The organism is Cupriavidus sp. MEYA8 (assembly GCF_059278825.1).
This window is the reverse complement of sequence record NZ_JCAEMD010000003.1, coordinates 37,893-50,051: the sequence shown is the minus strand read 5'-3', so window position 1 is coordinate 50,051 and position 12,159 is coordinate 37,893. Positions and strand designations below refer to the sequence as shown.

6 protein-coding genes and 7 pseudogenes are annotated in these 12,159 nt (G+C 62.3%); 6 read left to right on the top strand and 7 right to left on the bottom strand.

Features of this window, described 5'->3' with window-relative positions; genetic code table 11:
• Positions 1-10: 10 nt before the first annotated feature.
• Positions 11-1,006: a Bug family tripartite tricarboxylate transporter substrate binding protein gene (locus tag AC5WJ1_RS28145; RefSeq protein ID WP_494477250.1), complete on the top strand. Its 996-nt coding sequence runs from the start codon at positions 11-13 to the stop codon at positions 1,004-1,006.
• A 274-nt stretch (positions 1,007-1,280) separates the two neighbouring features.
• On the opposite strand, the pseudogene AC5WJ1_RS28140 reads toward AC5WJ1_RS28145, so the two are convergent.
• Both AC5WJ1_RS28140 and AC5WJ1_RS28135 read right to left on the bottom strand, forming a co-directional pair.
• Positions 1,281-1,796, bottom strand: a pseudogene (locus tag AC5WJ1_RS28140) (thiolase family protein); the annotation flags it as partial.
• A gap of 88 nt (positions 1,797-1,884) precedes the next feature.
• Positions 1,885-2,583: an IS6 family transposase gene (locus tag AC5WJ1_RS28135; protein ID WP_494477385.1), complete on the bottom strand. Its 699-nt coding sequence runs from the start codon at positions 2,581-2,583 to the stop codon at positions 1,885-1,887.
• 60 nt (positions 2,584-2,643) lie between these two features.
• Here AC5WJ1_RS28135 and AC5WJ1_RS28130 point away from each other — a divergent pair.
• Positions 2,644-3,020: pseudogene (locus tag AC5WJ1_RS28130) on the top strand (IS6 family transposase); the annotation flags it as partial.
• A gap of 251 nt (positions 3,021-3,271) precedes the next feature.
• Here the strand turns inward: AC5WJ1_RS28130 and AC5WJ1_RS28125 are convergent.
• Positions 3,272-3,343: pseudogene (locus AC5WJ1_RS28125) on the bottom strand (IS6 family transposase); the annotation flags it as partial.
• Positions 3,344-3,446: 103 nt separating this feature from the next.
• Positions 3,447-4,592 carry an ISAs1 family transposase gene (locus AC5WJ1_RS28120; RefSeq protein WP_494477246.1) on the bottom strand — a complete coding sequence of 382 codons (1,146 nt, stop codon included), beginning with the start codon at positions 4,590-4,592 and terminating at the stop codon, positions 3,447-3,449.
• Between the two features lie 204 nt (positions 4,593-4,796).
• Between AC5WJ1_RS28120 and AC5WJ1_RS28115 the strand changes: the two are divergent.
• Positions 4,797-5,378: pseudogene (locus AC5WJ1_RS28115) on the top strand (IS30 family transposase); the annotation flags it as partial.
• Positions 5,379-5,427: 49 nt separating this feature from the next.
• Positions 5,428-7,644, top strand: coding sequence for an AsmA family protein (locus tag AC5WJ1_RS28110; protein ID WP_494477249.1), 2,217 nt, complete (start codon positions 5,428-5,430; stop codon positions 7,642-7,644).
• 126 nt (positions 7,645-7,770) lie between these two features.
• Here AC5WJ1_RS28110 and AC5WJ1_RS28105 read toward each other — a convergent pair whose 3' ends face one another.
• Both AC5WJ1_RS28105 and istA read right to left on the bottom strand, forming a co-directional pair.
• Positions 7,771-8,517: an ATP-binding protein gene (locus tag AC5WJ1_RS28105; protein ID WP_494477248.1), complete on the bottom strand. Its 747-nt coding sequence runs from the start codon at positions 8,515-8,517 to the stop codon at positions 7,771-7,773.
• Between the two features lie 5 nt (positions 8,518-8,522).
• The gene (istA, locus tag AC5WJ1_RS28100) at positions 8,523-10,046 is read right to left on the bottom strand and encodes an IS21 family transposase (protein WP_494477247.1); all 1,524 of its coding nucleotides are present in this window, start codon (positions 10,044-10,046) and stop codon (positions 8,523-8,525) included.
• Positions 10,047-10,243: 197 nt separating this feature from the next.
• Between istA and AC5WJ1_RS28095 the strand changes: the two are divergent.
• Positions 10,244-10,813 (top strand): annotated as a pseudogene (locus AC5WJ1_RS28095) (IS6 family transposase); the annotation flags it as partial.
• A 386-nt stretch (positions 10,814-11,199) separates the two neighbouring features.
• Here AC5WJ1_RS28095 and AC5WJ1_RS28090 read toward each other — a convergent pair.
• Positions 11,200-11,454: pseudogene (locus tag AC5WJ1_RS28090) on the bottom strand (transposase); the annotation flags it as partial.
• On the opposite strand from AC5WJ1_RS28090, the pseudogene AC5WJ1_RS28085 reads away from it, so the two are divergent.
• Positions 11,451-12,105, top strand: a pseudogene (locus AC5WJ1_RS28085) (IS6 family transposase); the annotation flags it as partial. The pseudogenes AC5WJ1_RS28090 and AC5WJ1_RS28085 sit on opposite strands and share 4 nt — an antisense overlap.
• Between the last annotated feature and the right edge of the window lie 54 nt (positions 12,106-12,159).

Genomic DNA, 12,159 nt, shown 5'->3' with positions numbered 1-12,159 from the left:
GGAGACACCCATGCCGACTAATTTCAAGAGGCGCGTTGCAATGCATGCGATGGTGGCCGGTGCCATTGCGCTAACCGCTGGCACCACGGTTGCTGAGACCGCTCCCTATCCACAAAGGCCTGTGAAAATCGTCATCCCGTTCGCGCCCGGTGGCACTTCGGACGTCATGGCTCGCCTTATCGCCGAGCAACTGGCAAAAATCTGGCAGCAGGCGGTGATCGTCGAGAACAGGACCGGAGCTTCGGGCATCGTAGCCGCCGAATCAGTGGCCAAGGCGCCCACCGATGGCTATACGGCCTTGCTCACTGTGACCGCATTGGTTCAGGCGCCCGCGCTATACAAGAAGGTCTCGTTTGACCCCCTGAAGGACTTCGCGCCGGTCTCGCAGGTGGGAACCATGCCTTTGACCCTCGCAGTGCATCCTTCCGTTCCCGCCAAGAACCTGGCTGAGTTCATTGCCTTGGCCCATGCCAAGCCCGGACATTACAGCTATGGGTCATTCGGCACCGGATCGGCGGGGCACTTGTACATTGAGCTCCTTAAGGACGCGGCAAAGATTGACATCCTTCATGTGCCGTATAAGGGCGAACGACCGGCGCTGACCGACATGCTGGGAGGTCAGCTTTCCGCGATCATCCTGTCCGTGCCAGGAGCCAAGCCCTACGCGGCCGATGGCAAGCTGATCCCGCTCGCTGTGACCGGCTCCGCCAGAGCTCAACAATTGCCCAACACCCCAACTTTCGCCGAAGCTGGATATCGCGACATCGGCCTGGAGAGTATTGGCTGGTATGGCGTACTGCTCCCGGCAAGAACGCCGAAAGACGTTGTGCAGAAATTCTCTCGTGACCTCAACTCTGTACTGAGCCGGCCTGACATCAAACAACGCATGGATGAGTACGGCATCACGCTTACCGGCTCCACGCCAGAGGCGTTTGACAAGATCATAAAAGCCGACTTTACGCGCTGGGACAATGTCATTCGGAAGAACAAGATCCAGGCGGAGTAAGCCGCTATCGCAATAAGCCTCCAGTAGCATGGCCGATCTCGAACTCAGCGCGTGTGGGTAGCGGACATGAACCTGGAGGTTGCAAAAGTCCTGAAGCGGCTGTAGCGCCAGGTCAAGGTAATGTGCTCGGCGGGGGCACAGCGGCTCGCCGCCCTCGAAGCCGGGTTCGGCATGCCGCTTGTGCATCCCAGCTCGAAAGGTGCGCGGCCGACCGACCGGCGAGACGATTCGCCCGTCATACGCGACAGGATCCGGTGCAAATCGCCATCGTCTCTCAGAGCACCTCGAACAGGCCGGCAGCCCCCTGGCCGCCGCCGATGCACATGTGTCACCACCACGTACTTGACGCCACGGCGCTTGCCGCCGATCAGAGCATGGCCGACCAGGCGCGCGCCCGACACGCCGTACGGGTGACCCACGGCGATCGCGCCGCCGTTCACGTTCAGGCGGTCCATCGGGATGCCGAGCTTGTCTGCGCAATACAGAACCTGCACCGCAAACGCTTCAGTGCCCACAGGCCGATGTCCTCCACCTTCAAGCCGGCCTTCCTGAGCAGCTTGGGCACGGCAAACACGGGGCCGATGCCCATCTCATCCGGTTCGCAGCCGGCCACGGCAAAACCGCGGAACACGCCCAGCGGTTGCAGGCCCATTGCTGCCGCCCCCTTGGCGTTCATCACCACGGCAGCCGAAGCGCCGTCGGAGAACTGGCTGGCGTTGCCTGCGGTGGTCACACCGTCGGGCATCGCGGTGCGGATTTTCGATACGCCTTCCAGCGTGGTACCGGCGCGGGTCTTGTCGCAATAAGCCTCCGGTAGAATGAGGGCTCTGTCGCTGTAAGGGAGCGAAGACGAGAAGACTCCTGAGGGGAAAACTGACTTATGCTGCCAGGGAATAGAATTGCTCTGCAGCCGACGGATTGCTCCCTTCGTGGCACTGCATTTGGCCTTTGGCGATCATATGCATGAGCTCAATGCCGCCCAGCAAGATGCGGGCGCAGCGGAAGTCCTTGAAGCCAAGCATTGGTCGAGTCTGGCGCTTGATGGCCCGATGCTCCTGCTCGACGATGTTGTTCAGATACTTGACCTGGCGAATGGCGATGGGCGTTTCCCGTTCGGCGTTGAGGTCGTGCAGCGCCACCAGGTTGGCTTGGCCCGGGCTGCCGTCGATGGTCACCGTGTCAGGCTGGCCGTGCTGCGCGATGGCCTTCTCGAAAAAGCGCCGTGCTGCGGCCTTGTCACGCTGGGCGCGCAGCAGGAAGTCGATGGTATTGCCCGCCTTGTCGACCGCCCGGTACAGATACTTCCACTGGCCGCGTACCAGGATGTAGGTCTCGTCCATGCGCCAGCTTTTTCCCACCGGGCGCTTGCGAGAGCGAAAGATCTTGTTCAACGCCGGCAGCAACTTCAGCGCCCAGTGGTGTACGGTCGAATGGTCCACCGAGATGCCACGCTCGGCCATCATCTCTTCGAGATGGCGCAGGCTCAGCGGATAGGCGACATACCACCGCACGCAGGTCAGCATCACCTCCAGCGGATAGTGCAGGCGCTTCAATACCTTCGCAATCTCCGCGTTCATCACCACTGCCAACCTTGCCTGAGTTCGATATCGGCTCATTCTACCGGAGGCATATTGCGACAAAACCTCTCGGTTGACCATTCGACCGTATACCGCTGGGCGCTGAAGTTGCTGCCGGCGCTAAACAGAATCTTTCTCCGCTCCAAGCGCCCAGTGGCGAAAAGCTGGCGCATGGACGAGACCTACATCCTGGTACGCGGCCAGTGGAAGTATCTGTACCGGGCGGTCGACAAGGCGGGCAATACCATCGACTTCCTGCTGCGCTCAGCGTGACAAGGCCGCAGCACGGCCAGCCCGACTCAGTGACCATCGACGGCAGCCCGGCCAACCTGGCGGCGCTGCACGACCTCAACGCCGAACGGGAAACGCCCATCGCCATTCGCCAGGTCAAGTACCTGACCAATGTCGTCGAGCAGGAGCATCGGGCCATCAAGCGGCTGCCCAGCATTTCTATTCCCTGGCTGCATAAGGCAACAGCGCCGCCAGGGTTCGTTCCGCCCTCGCTCGCTTATTGCGACAGAGCCCCACATACCACCGCACGCAGGTCAGCATCACCTACAGCAGATAGTTCAGTCGCTTCAATACCTTCGCAATCTCCGCGTTCATCACCACTGCCCACCTTGTCTGAGTTCGATACCGGCTCATTCTACCGGAGGCTTATTGCGACAAAACCCGCAAAGTCATATCAATACCAACGCACCGCACAGCTGATGACCACGGCGGGGAAACGGTGACCGTGATAGAGCGACTTCTTCTTCATCGTACCATCTTACGCGACCTCGCCAACGTGACAGTGGCCTCCTCGAACTGACAAGAACAACAACAGGGCGGCACAGGGCCATCGCATGAAATGTGACGGAAATCTAAACGTCGTTCCAGCCAAGCAATTGAGCCAGATAGCAGTCGTTAGCGCAGGCCAGCATACGGCGGTTCTTCAAGCCGGCTTTGATGGTGCGATCCTGTCGTAGCAGGTTCATGGCAATGCGCCTGAGAATGGCGAAGTTGTGCGCTGCATTCTGGACACGCACTCGGCACTGATCTTCGTCGAAGGCCACGTCCAGAGTCCAGTGCATGGCGTTCTCGATGGCCCAGTGTGATCGGATTGCGTGGGCGATGCGCGCGGCATCCGGCGGCAAGCTGGACACGTAGTAACGTCGTTCCTTTGCAACGCTGTCGCCGATTTCCCTCGTGGACTCGATGATGGCTGCCGAGCGTGCGTGAGGCCATGGGGCGAAGGCGACGTTCGCTGTGCTTTGGCGCAGCGTGGCCCAGTCGATCACCGTACAGTGGCGTGTCTCGATGCGCCCGTGTCCCTTGTCAATGTCGCGATGCTCGCGTACCACTTGGGCGCGCCTGTCGGCCGGGAGATGCTCGATCGCCGCAAGCGCCTTGTGGATGTGCGCCAGCGGCGTGGGCTGGTTTGCCTTGACGGCTAGTACATAGTCCGCGCCGGCGGGCACAATCTGTCGGGCAATCGCCTGCTGGCAACCCATCGCATCGATAGTGATGATTGCGCCCTTGAGCAGCAGGGCGTCGAGCAACTCTGGAATCGCCGTGATCTCATTGCTCTTCTGGGCCGTGCGCACCTGTCCGAGCACCATGCCCAGTCCAGCCCCATAGGCCGAAACCAGGTGAATCGCGCGCTGACCGCGCTGATGTGAGCCGCGCACGGTCTTGCCATCGATCGCCACCACCTGGTCAGCCAGGGTGGGAAACAGGTGCTGAGTCCACCGGATAAAGCAGGCCTCAAACTGCTTGGGATTGAGCGCTGCGAACACCCGCCCGAAGGTATCGTGGGAGGGAATGCCATTGGTCAGGGGAATGTGGCGCCGCAGCCAATCAAGCTTGGCGTTCCCCCACAACTCGATCCCGACCCAGCTATCCGCACCCGCCAGAATCGCGCAGAGCGCGACCGCCAGCATCTCCGTCAAGCTATGGGCCGGCGTACGGCGTCGCGGATCTTCCAGATCACCAAAGGCATCTTCAATACTCAGGGCTGCTGCTTCCATAGCCTGCCGTCGAAAAGACGACAGTAAACCCAGGATTCGCCCTTGTTTACAAGCCGCCCCCGTAAGCCATTGATCGTAAACACGATTTCATGCAATGGCCCTGCGGGGCGGCATAGCTATTCAGATTTCCTCAGATATTGGCTGCACCATTTCTTCTAAACTTCCCCTGCTGTTCGATTTATCCTCGAGACACGTGCATCACTGCGCGCCAAGCGCCTGCTGCGCTCGCGTGGCACCGACCGGCGCGGCCAGATTGCCGACATGGTCAGTCATCCACGTGCGCCCGCCCCAGGTGAACGACCCGGCTCATGCCCGGGCTTTGGGAGGGCGACCTCATCAAGCGTGCGGGCCAACCGCTTGGCGAGGGTGTCCTGCTTGAGCGCATGAGCCGTGCCGTACTGCTGGTCAAAATGCCCGACGCCACCGCTACTTCGGCCCTGGCGAGCTTCACCGCCAAGCTGAAATCCCTCGTGGCGCCGCTACGCCACACGTTGACCTACGACCAGCGCCGTGAGATGCCCCAGCACACAGAACTGAGCGCTGCCACTGGCGTGCGCGTGTACTTCTGCGAACCGCAAAGCCCATGGCAGCGCGGCAACTGCGAAAACACCAACGGTCTGCTGCGTCTGTACTTACCCAAGGGCACCGACCTGTCCGTCCACTCTCAGGAGCAGCTTGATGCCATCGCCGACAGCGTCAATAGCCGGCCACGCGTTCAACTGGCACACCCCACTGCAAGTCCTTGCTCAGATCCTGGCCAACCCTTCGGACCGGCTTCATGTTTAGTAACCTGCGGGGTGTTGCACTTCGCACTTGAAACCTGCCAAGAATAACGATGCGAACTTCCAGCAAACTCGCCCTCGGACTGTTCATCACACCCGTCGTCATTGTGACGGCGGCGGTCATCTTTGTGCTGACGTTCGACTGGAGTCGCGCCAAGCCGTACCTGAATGACCGCGTGTCCCAGGCCATCGACCGCCCCTTTGCCATCAATGGCGACTTGGTACTCACCTGGAAGAAGCCAGAAGACGAATCCCGCTGGCGCGCTTATGTGCCGTGGCCGCGCCTGATCGCCAACGACATCACCATCGGCAACCCGGAGTGGGCCAAGCAACCGCACGTGGTGACCGTGCGCCAGCTCACCTTCGTGCTGGAGCCACTGTCGCTGCTGGCGCACCGTATCGTTATCCCGAGCGTGACGCTCGATACGCCGGCCATTGCGTTGGAGCGCGACAAACAGAACCGCAACAACTGGACGTTCAGGTTCAACGAAGCCGGCGACAACACGTCCTCCGACTGGAAACTGCAGTTGCGCGAAATCGCTTTCAGCAAGGGCACGTTGGCGTTGGATGACGACATCGAGCGCATCCACCTGGCCGCCACCATCGATACGGTTGACAGCCAAGCGTTGTATGCCGCCGCCAACGGCACGGCCATCAAGAGCGAGGAGCAACCGGCCTTGGTACCCACCGCGTCCGGTGCTGGCGCGAACGCACCCGTCGCGTCCGACCCGCGGCAGCCCTACGGCATCACCTGGACGGTCAAGGGCACGTACAACAAAGCCGCCATCAACGGCAGCGGCAAGGCCGGCGGTGTGTTGCGCCTGCAAGACGCGCGACACCCCTACCCGCTGCAAGCCGACGTGACGGTCGGTAAGACGCGCATCGACTTGGCCGGCACGCTCACCAATCCGGCCAGCCTCACCTCGCTGGACCTGCGCCTGCATCTTTCGGGCGCGAGCCTAGCGCAATTGTATCCGCTGACTGGCGTGGTGCTGCCCGAGTCGCCGCCGTTCGACACGCGCGGCCGATTGATCGGCGAGCTGCGCGAGCAGGGCTCGGACTGGCGCTACGAGAAGTTCAGCGGCCGCGTGGGCGGGTCCGACATGGGCGGCACGCTGACCTTTACCATGCGTGAGCCGCGCCCGCAATTGACCGGCGAGTTGATCTCGCACCAACTGCTGTTTGCCGACCTGGCCCCGATCATCGGTGCCGACTCCAACGCCAACAAGGCACGTCGCGACGAGACCGTACGCCAGCCGGCCGACAAGGTGCTGCCGGCCGAGCCATTCCGCACCGACCGCTGGAAGGCCATCGACGCCGACGTGAAGTTCACCGGCGAGCGCATCGTCCACAGCAGTGATCTGCCGATCGACCACCTCGTCACACACGTCAAGTTGCACGACGGAGTGCTCACGCTCGACCCGCTCAACTTTGGCATCGCGGGCGGCACGCTCACCTCCAACATCCAGCTCGACGGCCATGCCACGCCGATGCAGGCGCGTGCGGCACTAGTTGCGCGGCACGTCAAGATCAAGCAGCTCCTCCCGAACGTGGATTCGATGCGCGCCAGCGTGGGTGAGGTCAACGGCGACGCGCGGCTTTCCGCCACTGGCAACTCGGTCGCCGCGCTGCTCGGCGCGTCCAACGGCGAGGTGAAGCTGCTCGTGGAACAAGGCACCGTCAGCAAGTTCGTCCTCGAAGTCATGGGGCTGAACGTCGGCAACGTGATCCTCACCAAGCTCTTTGGCGATAAGCAGGTCACCATCAACTGCGCGGCCGCCGACTTTGCCGTGAGCAACGGGCTGGCGCAGGCGCGCACCTTCGTGGTCGATACGCAGGACGCGGTCATCGACGTGACCGGCGCGACCAGCTTCAAGCAGGAGGCACTGGACTTCACCATCCACCCCGATTCGAAGGGGTTGCGCGTGTTCTCGCTACGCACACCACTGTATGTGAAGGGCACTTACAAAGACCCGGATGTGTCGATCAACCCGGCTGTGGTTGCGCTGCGCGCGGGTGCGGTGGTGGCGTTGGCATTTGCAGCACCGATTGCGGCTGTGCTGCCGGTGCTGAACTTCACGCCCGCGCCGGAGAGTGCATGCGGCAAGCTGCTAGCCGACGTACGCCAGCGCCCGACCGCTCCGCCACCGGGCAAGACGTATAGCAGCAAGAATCCGGGCCGTACACCGGAGGGTGAGCTGAAGTCGACGCAGCCGGCCTCGCGCCTCGCTCCGCCGCCCGCGCGCGACGCGATGACGTCCGGTGGTTGACCGGAACCTTAGATTCCGCGTCCCGGCGTTGAGGGTTTTGCCTAAGCGGCTGGTTGCATCGAGCCTTGCCGCCGTTCCCCTGAGTTCATCGTCCCGCGTGCCAGGAAGTCGGCGCGCGCACGGCGGTCAAGGGGAAAAGTGTCGGGTTGGTGCGGCCCGCAGCGCAGCGAGGACACGGCCCGGCACGCCCTTGGCCGCCGTGCGCGCGTCGCCTACCCATCGCGGAACTGGGCGATGAACGGGGGAGCGGTGGCAAGGCGTGCTAAGGGCACTGTCACGTTGGCGAGGTCGCGTATGATGGCGCGATGAAGCGATGAGGTCGTGGAAGTCCTCGTCTTCGGGTGCCCGCATGGGCTTGAGGCCGAAGTCGTCGATGATGAGCAGCGGCACCTTGGCGAGCGCCTGGAAGCGCCGCTCGAAGGACCCGACGGCGTGGGCGCTGCGCAGCGCGCTCAGCAAGCGGGCCTGCGTCATGAACAGGACATCATGGCCATGCCGCGCGGCGGCGTGGCCCAAGGCCTGCGCCAGATGGGACTTCCCGGTACCGCACGGCCCAGCAATCAGCACGCAAACCTTCTCGTCCACGAAGCGGCAGGTGGCCAGGTCGTGAATGGAGGCCCGGTTGACGTTGGGCAGGCGGTCGAAGTTGAAGCCCTCGATGGTCTTCTGGCCGCGGAAGTTGGCGCGCCGCATCCGGGAATCGAGCTTGCGCTGATCGCGCCTGGCGATCTCGTCCTGGATGAGCAAGGTGAGGAAGTCGGTGTAAGCCAGCTTGCGATCAATGGCTTCGCGGTTGCGGGCTTCCAGCGAGTCGAGAATGCCGGACAGGCGCAGTTGCTTCAGAGCGGAGGTCAGTTCGGGAATCGGATTCATAGCATTCAATGGACGAGGAGCGTTTGGGTATCGCGGCAGAATCGGCCGCCATGGGTGTAAGTCGTGGCCGGGGCGACCAGATCGGCCGATAGCCAGGTTTGATCGAGCCCCTTCTGCAGGATCAGCTTGACGGCCTTGTAGGTAGGCGTGCCGAAGTGGTTTGCACGTCGGCATGCGGCTTCCAGGCGTACAGCACCATATTGCTCGGCCATACGCAGCACGCCCTGGACGGTGCGAAGCTTGATCAATACCTGGTCGCCGAAGAACGCGTGGACCAGCGCGTTGCAGGACGGGCCGATCTGTTGCGCGCGCTGCAGGCACCATTGGGTGTCGTGCATTTGCCAGGCCTGGGCTGCTGGCGGCATGTGGTCGGCAACGGTGGCCCGCATGCCGGCAGAAGATTGCCGAACATGAGAAGCGATCAACGTGTGCTCGTGGTAGATCTGCACCATGGTCTCGGTGGCCTTGAGCCAGACCTCGTTGCCGACGAAGCGAAATGGCACTGAGTAGTAGGCATACTGGAACTGAACATGGGCATCGCGGTGAGCCTTGGCCTTGGCCCAGGTGGCCAGCTCCGGCGGCACGTCCGGCAATGGCAGCAAGATCGACTTCTCGACTTCGGCAAAGCGCGTCAGTGGACGCTCCCGGGTGGTACCGTGAATCCGGTTGCCGGCTTCGCCGTTCCCCCAGTCTTGGTCCTGGCGGTTGGCGTCGGCCAGGTCGCGGAATTCGCGCAGCGGCAGGAAGCTGGACTTCACGTACTTGACGCCGGATTCCACGATCCCCTTCTTGGCCGGGTCTCGCGGTGGGCATGGGTCGATCCGGAAGCCATAGCCCTCGGCGCATTGCGCATAGGATCGCTGCACTTCCGGTTCGTAGATGCAGGCCTTGGTGATGGCGCACTTGGGGTTATCGATGATGAGCCGGGCCGGCACGCCATTGAACCATTCGAAGGCATGCCGATGGCACTGCAACCAGGTGGCAACGGACTGGTCGCGCACAACCTCGACGTACTGGTGCCGGGACCAGCACAGGGTCATCACGAAGAACCAGGTCTTGTGGATCTCGCCCGTGTGCACGTCCGTGATGGTCGGGCCGGCGCCGAAGTCAATCTGGGCTGCTTCGCCTGGCTTGAACTCCAGCCGCATCGGGACATCGGGCACCGCCTCGCCGCGGACCTGCTGAATTAGCCGGTAGACAGACGAGTAACTACCACCGTAGCCGTGGTTGCGCACCAGTGCGCCGTGGATGGCGCTACCGGGAACCCCGGCCGCCACCCATTGGGTTACCTGTTCTCGCCATGGCTCCACGGAGGAGACATGGCTGGCCGGGAGGTTTGGCTTGCCGCCGAAGATCGCAGCCGGCTCGGTGTCGTCCGGCAACGCGCTGCCAGCAACCAACCAGCCGCGTTGAATGGCCGTCTCTCGGACCATGCGTAGCTTCTTGCGGCCCATGACCTTGGCGCGGTCAATGTCGCGATCGGAATCGCCCTGGCGCATGCGCACCAGGACCTGTCGGTAATGGAACATCTCGAACTTCCTGTTCAAAACCACCCTCCCGGGAAATGCTATGGGAGGACGGAAGCTGATAGAAGTTCGACCCCCGGATCCAGCCGGGTGGCGCCTTTATGCCGAAAACGAACTGGCGCCTTCGTGCCGAAAGATTGCCGGCGCCATTGCGCCGAAAAACTTGTGGCGCTATGCGCCGGAAATCAACTGGCGCCTTTATGCCGAAAACGCTTTGGCACCTTCACGGCGAAAACTCACACCTGAGCCTGCGCGATATCGAGGAACTGCTGTTCGAGCGCGGTGTCGTCGTGACCTACGAGACGATTCGCCGCTGGTGCGATAAATTCGGCGCTGGGTTCGCGCATCGTGTGAACGCCGCACGGCGCAAGCCGGGGACCACCTGGCATCTCGACGAGATGTTCGTGACGCTGCGCGGCGAACCCTACCTGCTATGGCGGGCGGTCACCGAGCATGGCGCCGAACTCGACATCCTGCTGCAGAAGCGGCGCGACAAGGCCGCGGCCAAACGCTTCTTCCTACGCGTGCTGCGTTCCTGCCCAGCGCCGCGCAAGATTGTCACGGATCAACTGCGCAGCTATCCGGCCGCAAAGGCCGACATCCCGGCGCTGGCCAGCGTCAAGCACGTGTTCGTGAAGGCCGCCGCCCGTGTGAACAATCGCGCCGAGAACAGCCACCAACCCATCCGTGAACGCGAGCGGCGCATGCGTGGATTCCGCAACCCGAAGCGCACGCAGGCCTTCCTGTCGGGCTCTGTCGCTGTAAGGGAGCGAAGACGAGAAGAATCCTGGAAAACTGACCTATGCTGCCAGTGAACAGAATTGCTCTGCAGCAGGCAGATTGCTCCCTTCGTGGCACTGCATTTGGCCTTTGGCGATCATATGCATGTATATGAACGCCTCCCGTTTGCGAAGGGATTTCGTCTGCTTTGACGTACAGAATTGGTTGCTGCTGTATATGCGGCCTTGCTGCAGCGAATACGGAGGCTGCGGGCCCCCATGAAATCCGCTGACTCACACCTCATTGAGTTCACGAGCTCAAGGCTCTTATGCATATTCAGGTTTAGCGAGTCCCGGTCCAACCTGTCTTGTCATTGCATTCGATTGCCGACGCGACCTTTCGACGTGTATTAATCCTCCACGCAGCGCTAAACCGTTCAGGCTGGCTTCGCGCTCACATGACCTTGCTGGTACGTTCGATCGTGGGCGAGAATTGCCCAAATCGTCCGCGCTATCTTGTTGGCCAGCGCTACGGTTACCACGGTCGGCGGTCTGTGCTTCCGGATCTGCTCGACCCAGGGGCCGGGTTCCTTCTTGTGGGACAGCACGCTGCGCGCACCGTGTATCAGCAGCGTGCGCAGATACGTGTCACCGCGCCTGCTGATACCCAGCAGCGTCACTTTGCCTCCGTTTCAATCTCAGCCTGCGCGACATTGAGGAATTGCTGTTCGAGCGTGGCGTGGTCGTCAGCTACGAGACGATCCGCCGCTGGTGCGACAAATTCGGCGCTGGCTTCGCGCATCGCGTCAAGGCTGCGCGGCGCAAGCCGGGCACCACCTGGCACCTCGACGAGAGGTTCGTGACGCTGCGCGGCGAACCCTACCTGCTGTGGCGGGCGGTCGACGAACATGGCGCCGAACTCGACATCCTGCTACAGAGGCGGCGCGACAAGGCTGCGGCCAAACGCTTCTTCCTGCGCGTGCTGCGTTCCTGCCCGGCGCCGCGCCAGATCGTCACGGACCAGCTGTGCAGCTACCCGGCCGCAAAGGCCGACATCCCGGCGCTGGCCAGCGTCAAGCACGTGTTCGTGAAGGCCGCCGCCCGTGTGAACAATCGCACCGAGATGCCACCAGCCGACCCGTGAACGCGAGCGGCGCATGCGTGGATTGCGCGACCCGAAGCGCACGCAGGCGTTCCTGTCGAACTTCGGCCCGATCCGGCAGCACTTCGCGCTGAAACGGCTTCTGTTGCGTGCTTCGCTCTATCGCAAGCAGCTTGCCGCGAGGTTTGCCGCCTGGCATGAAGTCACTGAAGTGGCCCGAAATCCGTCAACCGCTTCCTGAGCACCGGGGCTCGCTCGCCACTGCCTTGTCTTGCTAGCGGCAAGTTGACAGTGC